Origin of the sequence: Streptomyces sp. XY431, assembly GCF_001279805.1 — a bacterium.
Lineage (GTDB): Bacteria > Actinomycetota > Actinomycetes > Streptomycetales > Streptomycetaceae > Kitasatospora > Kitasatospora purpeofusca.
Genome location: NZ_LGDO01000483.1, coordinates 74,395 through 92,858 on the forward strand (window position 1 = coordinate 74,395; position 18,464 = coordinate 92,858).

General features: G+C 72.4%; 20 protein-coding genes and 2 pseudogenes. All 22 read left to right on the forward strand.

Translation table 11 applies throughout. The features are described from left to right. The first annotated feature begins 24 nt into the window (after positions 1 to 24). The 22 genes and pseudogenes from ADK60_RS31725 to ADK60_RS31830 all read left to right on the forward strand — a co-directional run bounded on the left by ADK60_RS31725 (position 25) and on the right by ADK60_RS31830 (position 18,453). Positions 25 to 1,146, forward strand: coding sequence for a hypothetical protein (locus ADK60_RS31725; protein WP_053650453.1), 1,122 nt, complete (start codon positions 25 to 27; stop codon positions 1,144 to 1,146). Between the two features lie 95 nt (positions 1,147 to 1,241). After that, on the forward strand, positions 1,242 to 2,000 hold the full coding sequence (locus ADK60_RS31730) for a hypothetical protein (protein WP_053650454.1): 759 nt from the start codon (positions 1,242 to 1,244) through the stop codon (positions 1,998 to 2,000). Positions 2,001 to 2,036: 36 nt separating this feature from the next. Then, the gene (locus ADK60_RS31735) at positions 2,037 to 2,534 is read left to right on the forward strand and encodes a hypothetical protein (RefSeq protein ID WP_053650455.1); all 498 of its coding nucleotides are present in this window, start codon (positions 2,037 to 2,039) and stop codon (positions 2,532 to 2,534) included. A gap of 184 nt (positions 2,535 to 2,718) precedes the next feature. Next, a complete protein-coding gene (locus tag ADK60_RS47150) occupies positions 2,719 to 3,960 on the forward strand; it encodes a hypothetical protein (RefSeq protein ID WP_234371379.1) in 1,242 nt (413 codons plus the stop codon). A 33-nt stretch (positions 3,961 to 3,993) separates the two neighbouring features. Beyond that, on the forward strand, positions 3,994 to 4,641 hold the full coding sequence (locus ADK60_RS31745) for a hypothetical protein (protein ID WP_053650456.1): 648 nt from the start codon (positions 3,994 to 3,996) through the stop codon (positions 4,639 to 4,641). 41 nt (positions 4,642 to 4,682) lie between these two features. After that, positions 4,683 to 5,327: a hypothetical protein gene (locus ADK60_RS31750; protein WP_053650457.1), complete on the forward strand. Its 645-nt coding sequence runs from the start codon at positions 4,683 to 4,685 to the stop codon at positions 5,325 to 5,327. 95 nt (positions 5,328 to 5,422) lie between these two features. Beyond that, positions 5,423 to 7,214 (forward strand): annotated as a pseudogene (locus ADK60_RS31760) (type IV secretory system conjugative DNA transfer family protein). Positions 7,215 to 7,351: 137 nt separating this feature from the next. Continuing rightward, a complete protein-coding gene (locus tag ADK60_RS31765; protein WP_053650459.1) occupies positions 7,352 to 7,702 on the forward strand; it encodes a hypothetical protein in 351 nt (116 codons plus the stop codon). 169 nt (positions 7,703 to 7,871) lie between these two features. Then, positions 7,872 to 8,105, forward strand: a complete 234-nt coding sequence (locus ADK60_RS31770; protein WP_053650460.1) for a hypothetical protein — start codon at positions 7,872 to 7,874, stop codon at positions 8,103 to 8,105. Continuing rightward, positions 8,105 to 9,301 carry a DnaB-like helicase N-terminal domain-containing protein gene (locus ADK60_RS31775; protein ID WP_053650461.1) on the forward strand — a complete coding sequence of 399 codons (1,197 nt, stop codon included), beginning with the start codon at positions 8,105 to 8,107 and terminating at the stop codon, positions 9,299 to 9,301. Before ADK60_RS31770 ends, ADK60_RS31775 begins: the two co-directional genes overlap by 1 nt. After that, positions 9,298 to 9,912 (forward strand): hypothetical protein, encoded by a 615-nt coding sequence (locus tag ADK60_RS31780; protein WP_159400677.1) that lies wholly within the window; start codon positions 9,298 to 9,300, stop codon positions 9,910 to 9,912. The genes ADK60_RS31775 and ADK60_RS31780 overlap by 4 nt, the downstream gene beginning before the upstream one ends. Further along, positions 9,909 to 10,145: pseudogene (locus tag ADK60_RS47905) on the forward strand (DNA cytosine methyltransferase); the annotation flags it as partial. The gene ADK60_RS31780 and the pseudogene ADK60_RS47905, both read left to right, overlap by 4 nt. Beyond that, positions 10,093 to 11,106 carry a DNA cytosine methyltransferase gene (locus tag ADK60_RS42565; protein ID WP_286185316.1) on the forward strand — a complete coding sequence of 338 codons (1,014 nt, stop codon included), beginning with the start codon at positions 10,093 to 10,095 and terminating at the stop codon, positions 11,104 to 11,106. The pseudogene ADK60_RS47905 and the gene ADK60_RS42565, both read left to right, overlap by 53 nt. 160 nt (positions 11,107 to 11,266) lie before the next feature. Further along, a complete protein-coding gene (locus ADK60_RS31790) occupies positions 11,267 to 12,478 on the forward strand; it encodes an MFS transporter (RefSeq protein WP_053650463.1) in 1,212 nt (403 codons plus the stop codon). A gap of 67 nt (positions 12,479 to 12,545) precedes the next feature. Continuing rightward, positions 12,546 to 13,214, forward strand: a complete 669-nt coding sequence (locus ADK60_RS31795; protein ID WP_063783320.1) for an HAD family hydrolase — start codon at positions 12,546 to 12,548, stop codon at positions 13,212 to 13,214. Positions 13,215 to 13,357: 143 nt separating this feature from the next. Next, positions 13,358 to 13,948, forward strand: a complete 591-nt coding sequence (locus ADK60_RS31800) for a DUF4913 domain-containing protein (RefSeq protein ID WP_053650465.1) — start codon at positions 13,358 to 13,360, stop codon at positions 13,946 to 13,948. Further along, positions 13,945 to 14,685, forward strand: a complete 741-nt coding sequence (locus ADK60_RS31805; protein WP_053650466.1) for a hypothetical protein — start codon at positions 13,945 to 13,947, stop codon at positions 14,683 to 14,685. Before ADK60_RS31800 ends, ADK60_RS31805 begins: the two co-directional genes overlap by 4 nt. Next, positions 14,682 to 15,200: a hypothetical protein gene (locus ADK60_RS31810; RefSeq protein WP_053650467.1), complete on the forward strand. Its 519-nt coding sequence runs from the start codon at positions 14,682 to 14,684 to the stop codon at positions 15,198 to 15,200. The genes ADK60_RS31805 and ADK60_RS31810 overlap by 4 nt, the downstream gene beginning before the upstream one ends. Next, the gene (locus tag ADK60_RS31815; protein WP_053650468.1) at positions 15,200 to 15,859 is read left to right on the forward strand and encodes a hypothetical protein; all 660 of its coding nucleotides are present in this window, start codon (positions 15,200 to 15,202) and stop codon (positions 15,857 to 15,859) included. The genes ADK60_RS31810 and ADK60_RS31815 overlap by 1 nt, the downstream gene beginning before the upstream one ends. Continuing rightward, positions 15,856 to 16,713, forward strand: a complete 858-nt coding sequence (locus tag ADK60_RS31820; protein WP_053650469.1) for a hypothetical protein — start codon at positions 15,856 to 15,858, stop codon at positions 16,711 to 16,713. Before ADK60_RS31815 ends, ADK60_RS31820 begins: the two co-directional genes overlap by 4 nt. A gap of 15 nt (positions 16,714 to 16,728) precedes the next feature. Continuing rightward, a complete protein-coding gene (locus ADK60_RS31825; RefSeq protein ID WP_063783321.1) occupies positions 16,729 to 17,547 on the forward strand; it encodes a winged helix-turn-helix transcriptional regulator in 819 nt (272 codons plus the stop codon). A 114-nt stretch (positions 17,548 to 17,661) separates the two neighbouring features. Next, positions 17,662 to 18,453, forward strand: coding sequence for an SPDY domain-containing protein (locus tag ADK60_RS31830; protein ID WP_053650470.1), 792 nt, complete (start codon positions 17,662 to 17,664; stop codon positions 18,451 to 18,453). Positions 18,454 to 18,464 lie beyond the last annotated feature (11 nt).

An 18,464-nucleotide genomic window follows, 5' to 3' on the forward strand; every position in this document is an offset into this window, starting at 1 on the left:
GGCCGCCCTCTCGAAGGAGAGCCCGTGGATCCCGACTGCGTAACCGTGCTGTTCAGCGACACGGGCGGAGCCATCAACGCCCGCGTCTTCGGGCCCTTCACCCCGGACAGGCCCGGAGACACCGCTAACCGCCAGCGCTACGCCGACATCACCGTCCCGCTCGAACAGCGGGGACTCGACTGCACCGTGGACTTCGGCCTCGACGACTACATCGTCAACGCGGAACTTCCCGACGGCAGCCATCTGACGATCTCGCCGGAGCAGTCCGACTACCCGGACGACACTCCCCCGGGCTGGCTGGTGACGCGCTCGAACCCCGACGACCCCGACCTGTTCGAGATCGTCTACGACAGCCAGGTCGGCGGCCCGGCGCAGTTCAACGCGGGGAGCGTTCCGCACCTGCTGGCCGGGGTCGACGCCCGCCTCGACGAGTTGGGCGTCGCGACACGGGAGCAGGCGGCGGCGCTGCAGCAGCGCGCCGAGTCGCTACTGCACCGGGCCGGCTTCGTCCCCGTCGTCCGCTTCCGCGACAGCTACCACCGGCTGCCCGCTGCCATGGCTGATCCCGGCGAACGGCAGGCAGCGCTCGGCCGGGCTCTCGACCTCCTGCGCGACGAGGGGTACGGCTACGCCTTCCCCGCTGACCGGCGCCCTGTGGATCCGCGACCCACCGCAGCCCCGGGCAACCAGCCTGGGGTCTCGCTGCCCTCGGTCGGCCGGGCGATCGCCGAGGCAGGCCACACGCGGGAGGTCGTCGAGGCGCTCAGCGAGCTGACCGCCCCCGGCGACGGCGTCCTCGACCAGGTGATCGGTGTCCTCGACCAGACCGCCGATTGGTGGGAGGGCCTCGGCGGCGCCGCTGATCCGCACTACGCCGCGCGCCTGCGCTACATCTCCGAGCACGTCGGGGGCTACGTGCGGGAGGTCCGGGCGATGCGCGGCGACCTCGCCGACCGGCACGCCCCGTATCCCGGCCGCTCCCGGTCGGCACCCCCGCCCGTCTGCGCGACGGCCTCCGACGAGGCCAGGGTTGCCGCCGCCCTCGCCGCCTCCCCAATGGCAACCCGCACCCTCACGGGCCACCCCGCCGAGCCCGCCCTGGCTGCGGCTGCCGCCGCTGTGCGCCCGGCCGGGCCCCGCCGCTGACCCACCACCGCCCGGAAGGAGCACCACATGCCTCGTACCAGCAGACCGCGCCCCGTCAACCGACCACCGCCCGTGCCCCGAAGCGGAGTTCCCTCATGTCTGCCGATTCACCCGACCTCCTGCCCCACGTCGCCCTCGGCCGCCACCCCGATCACGGCATCGTCGCGGCCCTGCCCACGCAGTCGGCCGCCGCCCAGTGGTTCCTGGAGCGGCTCGAGTTCCAGCCCGTCCCCGGCCATCCGAGCCTGTACGCGCTGACCGACCAGCACCGCGAGCCGACCGAGCGGGCGGCCTGGGCCGCCAAGCTCCTCAACGGGGCCGGCTACCGCGTCGACACCGACCTGGCCCTCGCGCCCACGAACGCCACCGAAACAGCGCGGACGCGGATCGACGCGCCCCTCCAACCATCGGCCCACGAAGTGGACACGGGCCCTGACGTCGCCTTCGCAGAACACCCGCGGCTGGGCATCGTCGCCGCCGTCGGCGGCAACCAGCCGCTCAGTCCGGCCGTCTTCCTGGAGACCGACGGCTGGCGCCACCACCGCGAGCTGGACATCTACCTCGCCCCGCCGGCCGCCACCCGGGCGCAGTCCCTCGACGCGGTGGCCAGGACCACGGTGGCATTGCAGCGGGGCAACTACCAGGTGGCGATGCATCCGCAGCTCGCCGACTCCGTCGCCGCCCGCAGGGCCCCGGCCAGCGAGGCGTTCACCACACGCAGGTTCCGCGTCGACGAGGCCGCGCTCGCCAAGAGCCCGGCGGCCCGCTCGGTGACCACCGCGAAGGCCGCTGTTCCGTCGGGCCCGCCACCTACTGCAGCAGATCCGCGAGTTGCCTTCGCCCGTGCCCGCTGACCCCAGACCGCCCCCTAACCAGACGAAGGACCCGAGATGGCAGTGAAGAAGGTATGGAAGATCTCGCACTCGTGCGGGCACGAGCGCGAGCGTGACCTCGGTGACCGCCCGGCCGACCGCCGCGCCGGGTTCGCCGACTGGCTCGCCAAGCAGGACTGCACCGACTGCTGGCGGGCAGCGAAGGACGGAGACGAAACCGACAAGGCCGCCTGGCTGGAGGCGAAGCGCGCCGCCGAGCAGGCGGAGTCGGACGCCTGGTCCGAGCAGTACCGGATGCCGCCGCTGGAGGGCACCGACAAGGGCCGGGCCTGGGGCGTGCGCTGCCGCCACCAGCTCCTGGCCGCCGCCTACACGGTCCTCGTCCTGGAGGACGGCCTGTCCGAGACTGACTGGGAGCAGATCGAGGAGCGGGCCCGTACGGTCACACGCGCCGGCTGGTGGATCGACCAGCGCGCGTCCGAGCCCCGCGACCTGGAGGAATTGCTGGACGCAGCAGTGGACGCAGACCGACCGACCGAGAACCCCTTCGTGTGACGTGCCGGTGCCCTGCCCCGGCGCAGGGCACCGGCCACAGCACGGCATCGCAACGCCGACAGCAGGCTGCTCCGGCCGCCAGCTCCTACCACCGATCTCCGGCCGGGCCAAACCGCCGGATCTGCGGATCCTCTCCTTGCCAGCCCGCCCGCCGGGCCCCGCCGCCCGTCCGAGAGGGGACGCCGTGATCGCCCACCTGCAGCGCGCCACCACCACGGCCGCGCTGATTCCCGCCCTCTACGGGCACGATGACCCGCGCTACCGCTTGCGGCCCCGGCTGATCGATGCCGACTACCGCGGAGCAGGCAAACAGCTCCCCCTCTTCGGCGACCCGCAGGAAGTCCTCGGCGGCGGCGTCCTGGACGCCCCGGCCACCAGGATCGGCTCCCGGGCACCCGAGCGCCCGGTGTGGATGTGCTCCGTACGCTCCGACCCGCGCCACCCCGACCTGACCGACGCCCAATGGGCCGCCGTCGCCCGACGTCTGGTCACCGCGACCGGACTCGCCCCCGCAGACGACCCGAACGGCTGCCGGTGGGCCGCGATCCGAACCCTCGACCGCTCGGTGCACATCGTCGCCACCGTCGTCCGCGAGGACGGCAGCGTCCACAGCACCTACCGGGACGCCTTCCACGCGCAGGCCGAATGCCACCGCATCGCCGCCGACCTCGGCCACCTCAACCGGTCGGCGCCTTCCGTCACCACTGCCAAGGACTACCGCATGCCCACACCCGTGATCGCCATCAGCCTCGAACCGAGCGGCAGTGTCGTCGCCAAGGGCTCCAGCGACGACCTGTCCGCCGCCCTGCTCAAGCACGCAGGGTTCAAGCGGATCGAGGACTGGCACGGCCGCCGCCACCGGCTTCCCAGCTCCACCGCCCGTCCCGACAGCGCCGCCATCGCCACCCACGCGGCAGAGATGCTGCGCGCCGCCCGGTACGACGTCGACCTCGACCCCCAGCTCGACATCGAGCCGCTCAACACCGCGGGGCAGCAGCTCCTCCACCTCACCGACCAGCTCCGCGCCGCCACCGAGTTCGATGAACTCGCCGGCGTGCTCGACAACCTGCTCGACCCGGACGACGGAGCGCTCGTCCGCCTTCAGGAAGCCCTGGAGATCGCGTCCGAGCAGATCACTGACCTCGACCCCGAGCAGTACGCACTCTCGGACCGGTTCGGCGTCGCCTCCGACCAGCTCGTCGCTGCCCAGGCCGAACTGGCCGGGGCTGTCGACGAGGTGCAGCGCGCCAAGTCCCACACGGCAGGTGCCGCCGACCGTCGGGCGTCCGCCTCCTACTCAGCCGCAGTCCGCGCGGCCCGCGCCTCCTCGCCGGCCGTCGCCGCCCGCGGTGTGAACGCCACCGTGGCTACCGCAACCGCACCGCCGTCCGTTGCGGGGCCCCGGGCGCCGGTCCGCACGCGGTGACCATCCCCCTTACTTCACAGTGGAGTTGGCGCGATGCCTGAGCACTACCCGTCGATCGGTGAGGCGATCGGGGCCGCGATGCGGCACAACATCCGCCTCGCCCACGGACCGGATCCCGACCCGCCTCTCCGGGTCCGGTACTTCCCTCCGCCGACCGCCGACCCCTACTCGATGCCGGGCATGATCTCCCGGCTCGAAGTGACGGCCAGCCCGCAGGACGTCGCCGGGATCGTCGAGGAGGCGACCAGCGCCCTCGTCGGTCCGCTGCCGCAGCTCACCGAGCTGGTCGCCGCGTCCGCCGACTGGGCTAGGGCCCGGCTCGACTTCGACGCGCCGCACAGCAACCCCGCCTTCGAGGTGTGGACCCGACTGGCCTCCGCCCACCGGATGCTGTCCCAGGTCCAAGAGGATCTGGAGGCCGCTGTCGACGGCATCGCCTCGCTTCCCGAGGAAGTGAGCGCCTCCCGGAACCACGACTTCGTCCAGGTCCTGCGGACCCGGGAACTGCTGCACGACGTGATGGGGGCCGGCCGTCCCGCGAACGACCCCGAGGCGAAGCGGCAGCAGGCCGCCATCGCCGGATCGCCCAATTCCCCCGCCCCGTCCGGCGTCCGACCCACTGCACCGGCCGCAGCGCCTTCCCTCCACGTCGGCGGGCAGACTCCCGGCCGCACTCGCTGAGTCCTACCCGACTTCCGACCCCTTCCGAACAGGAAAGCTCCATGTACTCCGCGCTCACCCCCGCACCCGTGGTCACGTTCACGCGGGACTCCCAGGGCAACATCACTGCCGACGCCGACTTCAACCCCGGCCTGGTCGCCGAACTCCTCGCGCATGCCGGCTTCACCGGCGACGCCGACATCCCCTACGAATTCCCTTCCCTTCCCGCCGATCTGGGGCTCGAAGCGACACGCCAGGCGCTCGCCTACGCCAACCACATGCTCAGCGCAGCCCGGTACGTGACGACGATGCCGCCCGAGCTGAAGACGATCCACGGCCACGCCGAGCGGTTCACCTACCGGCTCAGCCCTACCGAGTCCCTCGAAGCCGATATCGAGGAGCTCTCCGACTCCCTGTACCGCTGCGAGGACGTTGCCGACATTGCGCGCATCGCCGACACGATCTTCAACGAGGGCGAGGGCGTCCTGGTCGCCGTCGAGAACTTCGCGCGGACCGCCGCGCACAAGCTGGCCGCCTTCGACACCGAGGAGGCCGGAGCCATCGCCGACCAGTTCCTCAGCATCTCCCGGCGGCTGGACACCATCACCTCGGTCTACGGCTTCATCGGCGAGAACCTCCTCGACCTCCACGACAATGTGTCCGCCGACCAGCCGTCCGCTGTCCCGCCTCCGGCCGCCACCAGCTGAAACGTTCCCTCTAGATCTGCAAGGAGCAGGCCCATGAACCGTACGAGAGCCGAGCGCGCACCGCCCCTGCCCGCTCGCACACACCAGGAACTCCCTTGCCTGCCCCGCGTACCAGCGCGCCGTCGACCACGTCCGGGTCCGACGCGCTCCTCTACCTCCTCTTCGGCGTCCTCGGCGCCGCCCTGGCTTTCGGCTCCCTCGCCTGGGTGACCGGCAACCTCGCCAACTACTTCGTTGGCAGCGGCCCGTGGGCCCCGTTCCGGGCCACCGACGCCCTGCTCCACCCCGACGTGCTGTGGCCGCACCTGAGCGCCACCGCACTGCTGGTCGGCGCCCGAGTCATCCCCGGCCTGCTCACCATCGTCCTGACGATCACGGGCCTGGTGCTGTGGATGCGCTGGCGCGGCGGCGCGAAGACCGGACTCGCCCGCAAGGCCGACCTCGCCCCGCTGCTGGACAAGGAAGTCACCGCGAAGGCCCGCAGCCTGCGCCCGAGCCTGAACGACCGGGAGTGTAAAAGAGGTCGAGCCGAACGACCGGGGCATCCTGGTCGGCACGCTCTCCCCCGGCAAGGCCGAGGTCCGTGCTTCCTGGGAGGACGTCCTCGTCGCGATCATGGCGCCGCGCTCCGGTAAGACCTCCGGACTGGCGATCCCGGCGATTCTCGCCGCACCCGGTCCTGTTCTGCTCACCTCGAACAAGGCGGCGAACGACGCCTACACCACCACGGTGGACGCCCGGTCGAAGGTGGGCACCGTCTGGACGCTCGATCCGCAGCAGATCGCCCATCACCCCCGCGAGATGTGGTGGGACATCTTGGCGGACGCCCGCGACCTCGCCGGCGCGAAGCGACTCGCTGGGCATTTCGTCACCGCGTCCGTGGACGAGTCCAGCGGCTCGGACTTCTGGTCGACCGCGGCGAGCAACACGCTCGGCGCCCTCTTCCTCGCCGCCTCCAGCCACCGCCGGCCGATCACCGATGTCCTTGCCTGGCTGGCCTCTCCGGCCGACCGCACCCCGGTCGACCTTCTCGCCGATGCCGGCCACCACGCCGTCTCCGCCCAGCTCCAGGGCACTGTCTCCGGCGCGACGGAGACCAGGGACGGCATCTACGAAACGGCCAGGCAGTACGCCAGCTGCCTGCTGGCCCCGGAGATCGCCGCGTGGGTCACCCCGACGCCTGGCCTGCCGGAGTTCAAGCCGTTCGACTTCGCCACCTCCCGCGACACCTTGTACTTGCTGAGCAAGGACGGCGGGGGCAGCGCCAGCGCGATCATCGCGGCGGCGGCCGACGCGGTGATGCGGGCGGCCGTGATCGTCGCAGAGCGCTCCGGCGGACGCCTCGACCCGCCCGCGCTGTGCGTCCTCGACGAGGCCGCCAACGTCTGCCGCATCAGCGACCTCCCGGACCTCTACTCCCACCTTGGCAGCCGGGGCGTCATCCCGATGACCATCCTGCAGAGCTACCGGCAGGGCCAGCGCTGCTGGGGAGAAGCCGGCATGGACGCCCTCTGGTCCGCCGCCACCGTCAAGGTGATCGGCAGCGGCATCGACGACGCCGACTTCGCGGACAAGCTGTCCCGACAGATCGGCGAGCACGACGTCCAGACCACCTCGGTGTCGACGAGCGACGGCGGCAAGTCCACCTCCGTGTCGATGCGCACCGAGCGCATCCTGCCGCCAGACGCCATCCGCGCCCTGCCCAAGGGCAAGATCCTGCTGTTCGCCACCGGCATGCGGGTGGCGATGCTCGACCTCAAGCCCTGGTACAAGGAACGCTCCGCCAAGGAGATCGGCCCGGCTTCCTCGCGCGCCACCAAGGCCATCACCGAGCGCGCCCTCGCCAAGGCCACCGCTGACCGCGACAACTTCGGGCTGGCGTCGTGAGCACCCGGCGCACCACCAGCCGGTGGCCCGACCTCCTGTCCAAGAACACGGAGCCCGATCCTGCGTTCGCCGGGCCGAGTTGGCACCACGTGCGACGCGGCACATGGGTCTACCAGAACGCCCCTGGGGCTGCCCGTGTGCAAGCGGGCCTGCTGGACGACGGGAGCTGGTCCCTGGACCTGTGGTCAGCACAGAACCGGCTGCTCGCCCACGGCTCGGCCACCGCCGGCGAGGTCGGCGCACTCGCACCAGCACTCGCCGCCACCGCCGCCCGCTGGGCACCGCCGTCGGGCCGTGAAGCCTCGCAGCGCCGCTTCGCCGAAACCGCCGAAGCACTGCGCAACGGCAGCCGGTCCGCACCGGACGAGGCCGGGGTCCACGCGGCCACGGCCGCCTCGCCCAGCGGCGCCCTCCCCGGACGATCCCCTGCCCTGGCCGTTCCACCGCCGCCCGCGCGCCCGGCGCCACCACCCGCCGCCCGCCGCTGACCGCCCCCTCCCTCACCGAGGGTCCTACCCCGATGCCCGCCGGCACCACGCCGAGCTGGAGAACGGCGAGGCCGACGGCTGCTCCCCGGGGTCCTGCCGGTCCGGTGCTCCCGCAGTAGGCGACCTCGCGCTCGCTGCTAAACCCCCCTGTCGAGTCCTGGAGTTGACCATGTTCGAAAGCACTTCTTCGTCTCGTGTCCCCCGCTCCGAGCGGCTGGCCGGCTCTCCGGTCGTCCGTCGGGGCGGCCAGTGGTGGCTCGTCACCAGTACCGGGTCGATCCTGGCGACCGACCCGAGTTTCACCGGTGAACTGGACCGCTTCGCCGCCGCCATGGCCGCCGCCGACCGTGAGGTCGCCCGGATCCGGGACGAGCGGGCAGCCGCCCGGAAGGAGGGACCGTGATGGACGCCCTGCTCAAGGGCGAGCAGGCCGTCCTCGGTGCGGTCCTGCTCGACCCGGCCCAGCTCGACAGGCTGTCCTGGCTGACGCCGGCCGACTTCTACCGACCGGCCCACCAGGCCCTCTTCGCCGCGATGCGGACGATCAACGTCACGGAGCGGCCTACCCGGGAGGCGGACGGCACGGTGCCGATGTCCTGGCTGACGGGCACCGTCACCGAGGCCGGCCACCACGTGCGCGGGCTGAGCGCCTCGTACGCGCACACCCTGATCGCCGCGTGCCCGCGTCCGAAGAACGCGCCGGTCTACGGCCGGATGGTGCTCGAAGGTGCCATCCACCGGACGGTGACGGAGCACGCTGTTCGCCTCGAACACGTCGCCCGGGTCGATGCCGAGCAGCAGCAGGTCGACGGCGTGTTGCACCATGCCGACGTCCTGGCGGGTGTGCTCGGCGATCTCGCCCGCCGCTGGGGCACCGAGCCCCGGCCACTCGCTCCGGCACCCACCGCTGCGGGACTCGCGCAGGCGACGCCGTCGCCCGTCGCACCCGCGCAGGCCGAGGACGAGCAGTTCCTGCTGGCCGTCCTCGTCAGCCAGCCCGCGGCGATGGCCGAGGTCTACGACTGGCTGCGGCCTGGCGACTTCGCCGAGCCCGGCAACGGCCAGGTCTACCGGTGTCTGGGGGCCCTCCACCACCGGGGCGAGCCGATCGACGAGGTCACCGCCCTGTGGGAGGTCCAGCGGCGCGGCCTGCTGACCGACGGGACCCTCTCGCACGAGCAGCTCGACAGCGTCTTCGGCGGGCCGGGAGCAGGCTCGGCCGAGTGGCTGGGCGACCGGGTCATCCGCTCCTCAGTCGTCCGCACCGCCGCCGGGGCCGCCACCACGATCAGGTCCTTGGCCGAGAACGAGGCCATGGCTCCCGGCCGTCTCATCGGCCAGGCCCTGCATGCCCTCGGCCCGCTCGACGAGGTGCGCGCCCGCTGGCGCACGGCCAACGGGTGCCCTTCCCCAGGCACCGATAAGGCCGGCCCGGCGGAACCTTCCGATCCTGCGGCCCGGGTGCACGCGGCGCTGGCCCGCAGCTCCCCACGGCCAGCGACCGCGAAGGCCGGCCCGGCGACAGCTCCCCTTGCCCGGTCGGGCACCGCACCACACCGCCGCACTTCTCCCTCCTTCCACCCGCGGAGCACCCCGTGAACAGCCCTATGTCGGAGACCCTGCTGCTACACGCCACAGCAACGGCACTCGACGCCCAGCGTGACAAGTTGCCCAAGGTGCACGCCCCGTTCCGCCTGCCCGACCCCATCGCTGTGGGCCGCCAGATCACGGAACTCGGCGGCTCCATCGTCGAGATGGGCGACGAGTACCTGTTCCGCGCAGAGGTGTCCGCACCACAGGAGCACACCGTGCTCGCGGCCGAGGCGTTCGCCAACGCGATCGGCAGCGTCGCCCAGGCGGCCTCCGCCCTCGGCACGGTCGCCCAGCAGCTCGCCTTCGTCGCCCACACGGCCGGCAAGCGCGGTGAGCCTGCGTACGAGGACGCCCACACGATCGCCGGCGAGACCGTCGAGTTCGCCGTCGAGACGGCACGCGACGACCTCGCCGAGGCGGCCAAGACTCTTCGAACGGCGGCCTCTGTCATCTCCCCGCCGTCGGTCCAGCTCAGGCAGGCCGCCCTCGCCCGCTCTCCGGCTCCCTCGACCTCCGGGGTGCCGCCGACCGCGACCACTGCAGCCCCGGCCTCCGCCCCGGCCGTCCACCAGGCAGCCCCCGTCGCGGCCTCGGCCACCATACGAGGCCGGCGATGACGGTCTCGATACCGCAGTTCCCGCCCGGGCCGCTGATCGGGAGTCTGTGCAGCGGGTACGGCGGGCTCGACCTCGGCGTCCAGAGCGTGCTCGGCGGCCAGCTCGCCTGGCACACCGAGATCGAGCCCGGCCCGTCCGCGATCCTGGCCAGGCACTGGCCCGGCGTGCCGAACCTCGGTGATGTCACGGCGGTGGACTGGGCGAACGTTCCGCGGGTCGGGGTCCTCACAGCCGGTTTCCCCTGTCAAAGACGTCTCGGTCGCGGGCCGTCGAGTCGGCCTCAACTCACAGACCCGATCAGGGCTTTGGCTGCACGTTGCCCGCGCGGTCGAAGTCCTCCGCCCCTGCCTCCTGGTGGCCGAGAATGTACGAGGACTCCTCACCTCCCCAGGTTCCGCTGGCGACCTGGAACCCTGCCCGTGGTGTTTGGGAGACGACGCAACTCTCCCTCCTCTGCGGGCACTTGGCGCCGTACTCGGCACCCTGGCCCAGCTCCGGTACGACGCGCGGTGGCTCGTTCTTCGCGCCTCCGACGTCGGAGCCCCCCACCACCGGGCCCGGGTCTTCCTCACTGCCTGGCCCGCCGACCACGGTGCTGAAGACGCCGACCAGCAACATCGCCAAGAACGGCGGCAGTCAGCACCCGGCCAAGCGCAAGAGCGGCGGCCACGGCCCGAACTTGGCCGACGAGGTGGAGTGGCTTCTGCCGACGCCGAAGGCCAGCGACGGGATCAAGGGGTCGCCGAACCAGCGGCACGGGAACGGGGACCTGACCCTTCCTTCGGCAGCGGCCTCCTTGCTGCCGACACCGAGGGCCTCCGACACGGGCACCCCGGGGCGGCGGCCTGGGAAGGGCTGGCGACCGCCGCTGTCGGCGGTGGTCCTGCCGCTCTGGGCGAACCCACCGTCGGAGCAGACCGTGGACGGTGGGGACAGTACGCCTCCGCCATCGCCCGATGGGAGACCCTCACCCGCCCCGCGCCGCCGGCCACCGACGAAGGCGGACGGTTGCGGGCCGAGTTCGTGGAGTGGATGCAAGGGCTTCCGGCTGGCTGGGTGACCGCCACCCCAGGGCTCGGCCGACCGGCACAGCTCACCGCTCTCGGCAATGGCGTTGTCCCGCAACAGGCTGCCAGGGCTTTGGAGTTGCTGGTGCCACCGATGTCCCACTGCCCGATGTGCCGGGTCCGGTAGGGGGCTTCTACCTGCTTTTCCCGGCCGTACCAAATCGCGGATTCTCCGGACTCTTCTCCCGGCAGCCGCACGAACCGAGAGGGCTGCCATGCCTGCGCATGCCCCGGCCCGCCGGGCACCCGCCCGCGCGCCGCCGACCGCACGACCGAAGGACTCCCCCTTGAGCACCACCCCCGTCGTCTCCGGCCGAGCCCAGGACAGCAGCTACCGGGCTGTCCTGGGCGCCCCGGACGTCGCCCGCCTCCTCGCAGGCACCCTGATCGGACGGCTGCCCACCGGCATGGCCCCGGTCGCGATCCTGCTGCTTGTGCGAGCCGAGCACGGCTCGCTCGCCCTGGCCGGACTGCTCGGTGCGCTGTACGGCCTGGCCGCCGCGATCGGCCAGCCGATGCTCGGCCGCCTGGTCGACCGCTACGGCCAGACCGTGGTCCTCTGCACCGCAGCCCCGGCCGCGAGCGCGGCCTTCCTGCTGCTTCCGTGCACCGGCCCGACCCGCCACCCGGCGCTCGGCGCGCTGACCGTCCTGGTGGCCGGCCTCGCGACTCCGCCACTGGAGGCCAGTCTTCGGGCGCTGTGGCCGCACGTCCTTCCCGATCCTGACCGCCAGCGCGCCGCGCTGGCGCTCGACAGCAGCACGCAGGGCCTGGTGTTCGTGGTTGGCCCACTGCTGGCAACCGCCTTCGCGGCCGGGGCCGGAGCCCCTACTGCACTGGCGGCGACCGCGGCGCTCGGCCTGCTCGGCACCGGCCTGGTGATCACGAGTAAGCCCTCCGCCAAGTGGAGGCCGGACACCACGGCCGAGCGGGCAGACCGTTTGGGGCCGCTTCGGGTGCCGGGTCTGCGGGTCCTGTTCGCCGCTCTCACCGGGACCGGCGTCGCCCTGGGAGCGGTGAACGTGCTCGCCCTCGCCTCCGCCGAGCGCCACCACGCCGGATGGCTGTCCGGAGTGATGCCCGCCGCGCTGTCCGTCGGCAGCATGCTCGGCGGCCTGGCCTACGGCCGCCGCGCCTGGCCCGGCGCCCCGGCCCGGCACCTGGTGGCCGCCTCGCTCGGCTTCGCCGCCGGGTGGATGGTGCTGCTGCCGGACCCGGCGCCCGCCATCGCCGCACTCGGCGCCGTCCTGCCCGGCACCTTTCTCGCCCCGCTGCTGACCGCAAGCTTTCTGACCGTCGACCGCCTCGCTCCCGACAACGAATCGACCGAGGCGTTCGCCTGGCTCATCGCCTGCATCGGCGTCGGCCAAGCCGCCGGCACCGCTCTCGCTTCCCTCGCCAGCACCGGCGGACCGCTGCTCGTCGCCCTCGTGCCGCTCGCCGGGGCCAGCGCCGCTCGGTGGCTACTCCGCCGCTTCAACCACCTGCTCTCAGCCTAACCGTCCCCCTCCAGCTGAAAGAATCACCGTGAACACCACCACCGCAGCCGCAACGTCCCTTCCCACCATGCACGTTGTGTGGGACTGGAACGGCACGGTCAAGGATGACCTCGACGACCACGTCGACGCGCTGAACGCGACGCTTCCCGCCCTCGGCGGTGATCTCGTCGACCGGGATACCTATCGGGCCAAGCACACCGTGCCGATCCCGAACTTCTACGCCCGGCTGCTCGGCCGCGAGATCACCGAACAGGAGTGGCTGGACAGCGACGGCGCGTTCCTGGAGCACCTTCGCGCGCAGCCCGTCCGGGTCCGCGACGGTGCCGTCGAGCTGATGACGGCGCTACACGAGGCCGGCCACACCCAGTCGCTGCTGTCGCTGTGCCCGCACGACACCTTGCTGAGCGAGGTGGACGAGGCCGGGATCGGGCACTTCTTCGACCGCGTCGACGGGCGCACCGGTGCGTCCGGAGGCACGAAGGCGGCCCCGCTGGCCGCCCACCTCGACGCTCTCGGCCTCGCCCGCCAGGGCCACCGGGTGCTGCTGGTCGGCGACGCCCTGGACGACGCGGACGCCGCCCACGCCAACGGCGCGCACGCGGTCCTCCACACCGGCGGCCTCCACCACCCCGCCAAGCTCGCCGCCGCTGGCCACCCCCTGGCGGACACCCTCGCTGACGCCGTCGCCCTCGGGTCGCAGCTCATCGCCCGGACCGCCCAACCGGTCTGCTTCTAGCACGAATTGGCGGCCGTACCAAACCGCCGAATCCGCGGATCCTCTTCCCACCCGCACCCCTGGAGCACGCCCTTGACCCGCCACAGAAGACCCTCTTCGGCTTCCCCCGCGTCCCCTGCCCGCCCGAACCACCTGGATGTGCCATGTCCGACGCCCCGACCACGGGCTCCCCCGAGCCCGAGCCGATCCGCATCCCCGACGAGGACCTCGACGACCTCGCCAGCACCCTCGCACGGACCATCGCCGAGGTCCGCCAGCACGGCGTCCTCCTCGACCGCCTCGGCGCCGAGCCCGACCTGAGCACCGCACTCGGCGACGATGAGCCGGAGGCGGGCTCTGCCGAGGCCGAAGCCGACGGACCGGCGTCAGTGTTCATCCTGGCCATGGGCGGCGCGGAGTACGCCGCCGAGCTGGCCGCCCTCGGCAACTGGGTCACCCACGTGCTCCTGCCGACCTACGGCCGGGAGATCGGCTCGACCCGACCGTGGTGTTCGCGCTGGTACGAGCACCAGGAGGCCGTCGCCCGACTCCACGGGCTCTGGCTCGCGTGGCAGCAGCTGACCGACACCGAGGCCGGCCTCACGGGCCCGTCGACCTGGCACCGTGACCATCTCGACCACACGCTTCTCCAGCTCCGGGCCCCGGACGGCCCGTTCGGAGCGTGCACCACCAGCCCGGCCCGGCCCAACCACCGTGTCCTGGCGTCGCCCGACCAGCTGGGGCTCGCCGCATGAAGACCACTGACTTCCGGCTCGACGGCCTGGAGCCCGCCGACGACTTCAGCGCCGACCTCTACGACTGCACCTGGGTGGGCGACTTCAAGACGATCTCCCAGCACGACGCGGGCGAGCGCAGCTTCATCATCGCCTTCGACGCCTCGGCGACGTGGGGCTACCCCAACATGCCCAACATCGTCTCCTTCGACATCATCCGTGACAGCAGCCAGGCCGCCTTCGGCATGCGCCGCGCCGAGCACGCCACCTTCGCGTTCGCGCAGAACTGGCTCGTCAACCGCGGCTGCCCGCCGGACGCACTCGCACCGACCATCGTTGCTCCCACCCCGGCCGACGATCTCTCGGTCCGGGTCGAGGACCGCATCCGGCGCTCGGGCGAGCGCCTTGAGGTCGTCGGCTACCAGGTCATCGACGGATCCGATGTCGAGGGCTGGAGCATCGCCGTCGACCGCCAGGACAAGGACCTGCCCGTCCGGCTGTTCCTGGAGACGCTCCAGCCTGACCAGTTCACCTACACGGTGCGCGAAGGGGCGTTCGCCGACCACGCCGCCGCCGACAACTGGCTGGAGAAGCGCTCCAGCCCACTGCCCGAGGCGCCCGAGTACCGCCTCGACGCGGAGGCCCTGCGGACCAACGCAGCGCTCTCCCGCTCCGCTCCACTCTGCCCGACCGGCCCCGCCCCGGCCGCGCCTGCTGCCCCCGTCAACCCCCCGCAGTCCCTCGGAAGGTCACTGTGAGCCGCGCCAAGTTCGCCTTCGCCGCGCACCCCGACGCCATCGCCGACCTGCGCCAACTTCTTGAACCCATACGGGACCAGGCCCTGCTGCACCTCCAGGACATGGTCCACGGCGAGCGCGTCGCCAGCCGCCTCGACGGACGCCTGGAGGGCTGCCACAAGGTCGTCCTCGGGGCTGGTGGCGACTGGGCCACCCACCGCTTGGTCGTGCAGTTCCGTGAGGCACCGCCCACCTCCAAGCACGCCCGCGAGGTCTACCTCGTCGCCGCCGGCCCGCGCCTCGACTACGCGGTCTACCGCTCAGCACAGAACCGGCTGGGTCGCACCGGTCTCACCGTCGCGCCCGGCATGAACCCGGCCCAGGAGGCCAGCGTCCGGGCGGCGCAGGAGGCGCGGGTCCAGGCGGCCCGTGCGCGCTCCGCACGCCCCCCGCAGAACCGCGGCCCCGCCGGCACCGCATACACGACCGCCTCGCCCGGCTTCGCCCCCACCACCTCTGCCCGGAAGGCCCGATGATGACCACCGACAGCACGCCCACCCGCTCCGACCTCGCCGGTTGGCTCACCGACGCCGCCCAGGACGTCGCCGGAATCCTCACCGCCGAGTACTCCACCCCGGCCACCCGCTCCTACCTCCACCCGGTCCTCGGGCCGCTCGCCGCCGGGCCCCGCGTAGTCGAAGAACTGAACTTCCGGTTGGAGGACCTGCTCGACGAACCGCTGCCGGCCACCCCCGTCGGCCTGTTCGCCCTCGCCTCCTACGCCTCCGCCCTAGGCTGGCTGACCGAGTCTCTCGCAGAGCTCACCACGGCCGTGGACGCGATCTGCACCCGCGCCGGCATCCCTGTGCTGGAGCCCGGAACGGAGGCCGTCCTCGATCTGAGCGAGGACGAGGAGGGCTTCGACTACTCCTTCAGCGCGCTGGAGCTGGCCGCGATCCGCACCGCTGCCGACGCCGCCGGGATGACGCCCAGCGCCTACGTCGAGGTTCTCGCCGACGCCCTGCGGGCCGCCGCCACGATCACCGACGCCTGCATGGAGATCAGCAGTGGCCTGATCGAGGACGCTCAGTACATCGTCGACGAGGCCACCAGCGACGTACGGATCAGCGACGGCCCCGGCAGCCTCCCCACCCTGGTCCGCTCCCTGCTCGCCCGCATGGAGGCGGCCGAGTGAACCCCCACGACCCGCTCAAGAAGCCCGGCGCCCACATCGTCTTCGACCGGCTCGGTGCCGAAGACCCCCAGGCTCTGGCCGCAGGGCACCCGCACGAGAGCCCGATCGCCCACCTCGCCCAGATGATCGCCACCACCTCCCGCGACGTCGACGACCTCCACCGCGACCTCACCACCCGTGCCCAGCTCGTGGTCGAGCGCCTGGAGCCGATCGCCCGCGGTGACCACGCCGCCATGCGCGGCACCAACGGCGTCATCCAATCCACCGGTTTCCAGGTCGAGTTGCTCGCCGCTCGACGAGGCGCGGCCTATCAGCAGCTCACCCGCGCGATTTACGCCTACGAGCGATGCGCCGAAGCCGGACCACCGTCGACGGCGCCAGAACGGAAGCGAGTGCGGGACAACGCACCCGTCACGCCCAGCCAGTCGCCGGCCAACGGATCGACCGATCTCTGTGCAGCAGCCCGCCCCGACCCGGAGGGCTTCGAGCGGGAGGCGCTGCGGGACGTCGAACGCGGCGACCTCTGTCTCAGCACCAGCCCCGTCCACGGCGACAAGTACATCAACTACACCAACGGCGGCGGTGCACCCGTCCACCTCGAAACGGTGGAGAACCTGATCGTTGCCGGCCTGATCGCCGCCGACACCAGTACTGCCTCGTATCGGCCGGGCCAACGGCTCTCTCTGACGCAGCGAGGCGAGACAGCACTCGAAGCACTCGATGCCGCGCGTACCTCCGACCGCCGACGGATGCACGCCGCGCTTCTGCGCAGCGCTGCCTCCGACCCGAGTAGCGGGCCCACGCCGGGCACGGCCCCAAACGTGCCGGCGGCCCCTCCTGCCCGCACCCGTTGACCTGGAGAAACGATCATGCCCATTCAGTCCGCCACTGCCACCATCCCGGGTGCCGATCCGCAGCGCGTCGAAGGCGCCCTGCGCCAGCTCGCCCCGAAGTGGACCACGGGAATCGTCCACACCATCGCCAAGTACGGCCCGGAGATGCGGGTTCGCGACCTCGCGCCGTACTTCCCGTCGGTCGGTGCCCCGTTCATGAGCAAGCGGCTGGCCACCATGCACGAGGCCGGCCTTCTCCGGCGGGACGCCGAGTTCGACCGGACCGCGCCCTACCGCCTCAGCCAGCGGGCACTCACCCTCGGCCCCGTGTACCGGTCCTTGGTGCAGTGGTCGTCGGAGCACGTCGACCGGAGCTCACAGGGGAGGTCCGAGCGGATCGAGGACGCGCTGAGTCGCCTGCAGCCGCGCCACACCACCACGGTCGTCCAACTGCTGGCCGAGCACGGCAGCCTGCGCTTCACCCATCTCGCCGAGGCCGCCGACGTCTACGAGGCGCTGCTCGTTCCCCGGCTCGCCCGGCTCCAGGAGGACGGCCTAGTCACGCGGACCGGCACCCGACACGGCGACCCGTACACCCTCACCGAGGCCGGACAGGCACTCGGGCCGGTCTACGCCTCCGTCCAGCGCTGGGAGGAGCGCCACACGGTGGCACCTACTGGTCCGGTGCCGACCGCTGTTCGCACCCTCGCCGGTCCGGCTCTCGGCAGCGACGGCTTCCGCACCGCAGCGGCGCTCCGCCGAAGCGCGGTGCCGGCCGCGCTGTTCAGCCACTCCGCCCAGCCCCAGCCCCGCACCGCCACCCCGTCCGCCGCCAGCCCGTCCCGCAGCCGGTGATCGCCGTGATCCACCGGCGCAGACATGCCCGCCACGTCTGCCATGGGCCCGGCCGCCGTAGGGCCGACTCGTTCGGCGGCCGGGCCCGCTCCCCGCCAGTGCAAGGAACCACCGGTGCGCTCCACAGTCCCTCTACTTGTCCAGCCGCTTCGACTTGCCGGTCCCGGCGACCCTCTGCTGGCCGTCACCCCGCTGGCAGATGTCCACGGTTGGTCCCGCGACCACGCGCCTGACGGGGCCGCCCGTCTCACCAGCCCGTGCCGAACCGCCGTCCTCACCGGCGAAGGGCCCACCGGCCAGCCCGGGGCCTGGACCGTACGCGGGTACGCCAGTCCCGGCTCCGAACCCCTGTGGCGGGCCAGCTTCGGCCCCGGCACCCCCGCCGAGATCACCGCCGCGTTCGTCACCGTCCTCGCCGACGGCCTGCGAACCCGGCACCGCGACTACCTGCGCGGAGGCCGGCAGTACCACCCCGACACCCCTGCCTCCGTCCTGGCCGACCGCGGCTGGCGGCCTGACCAAGCTCCCAAGGGGTTCCACGACCAGGTCGCGCCGGACCACACCGCCGTCTACCGGCACCGCGTCGGATACCAGTCCCACGACGTCGAGGTCGCCGGCCTTGCCCCGCCGTCGTGGAGCATGCTCGCCGGCGATCCGAAACACCCGTCGTGGCGCGCGGACTTCACGATCGGCGTGCCGTTCTACCCGCTCGTGCACGCGGCCCGCGCCTTCAGCGACACGGCGCCCGTGCAGCGGCTCGTCGGCGACATACCGACCCGCCACCTGGCCCTCGTGACCGTACGGCGCCCTTCCCGGAGCACCCCCACCCGCCCGATGCCGCCGGCCTGGCCCGGTCCTTCCACACCGCCCGCTTCCCGGCCCGCGCCCGCAGCGCGGCGCCGCTGACCCCAGGGGCC

Coding starts and splice junctions, on each gene's coding strand:
- ADK60_RS31815 (WP_053650468.1), top strand. CDS start 15,200: ATGACCACCGACAGCACGCCCACCCGCTCCGACCTCGCCGGTTGGCTC.
- ADK60_RS31745 (WP_053650456.1), top strand. CDS start 3,994: ATGCCTGAGCACTACCCGTCGATCGGTGAGGCGATCGGGGCCGCGATG.
- ADK60_RS31775 (WP_053650461.1), top strand. CDS start 8,105: ATGGACGCCCTGCTCAAGGGCGAGCAGGCCGTCCTCGGTGCGGTCCTG.
- ADK60_RS31800 (WP_053650465.1), top strand. CDS start 13,358: ATGTCCGACGCCCCGACCACGGGCTCCCCCGAGCCCGAGCCGATCCGC.
- ADK60_RS31735 (WP_053650455.1), top strand. CDS start 2,037: ATGGCAGTGAAGAAGGTATGGAAGATCTCGCACTCGTGCGGGCACGAG.
- ADK60_RS31730 (WP_053650454.1), top strand. CDS start 1,242: ATGTCTGCCGATTCACCCGACCTCCTGCCCCACGTCGCCCTCGGCCGC.
- ADK60_RS31750 (WP_053650457.1), top strand. CDS start 4,683: ATGTACTCCGCGCTCACCCCCGCACCCGTGGTCACGTTCACGCGGGAC.
- ADK60_RS31825 (WP_063783321.1), top strand. CDS start 16,729: ATGCCCATTCAGTCCGCCACTGCCACCATCCCGGGTGCCGATCCGCAG.
- ADK60_RS31805 (WP_053650466.1), top strand. CDS start 13,945: ATGAAGACCACTGACTTCCGGCTCGACGGCCTGGAGCCCGCCGACGAC.
- ADK60_RS42565 (WP_286185316.1), top strand. CDS start 10,093: ATGTCACGGCGGTGGACTGGGCGAACGTTCCGCGGGTCGGGGTCCTCA.
- ADK60_RS31770 (WP_053650460.1), top strand. CDS start 7,872: ATGTTCGAAAGCACTTCTTCGTCTCGTGTCCCCCGCTCCGAGCGGCTG.
- ADK60_RS31795 (WP_063783320.1), top strand. CDS start 12,546: ATGCACGTTGTGTGGGACTGGAACGGCACGGTCAAGGATGACCTCGAC.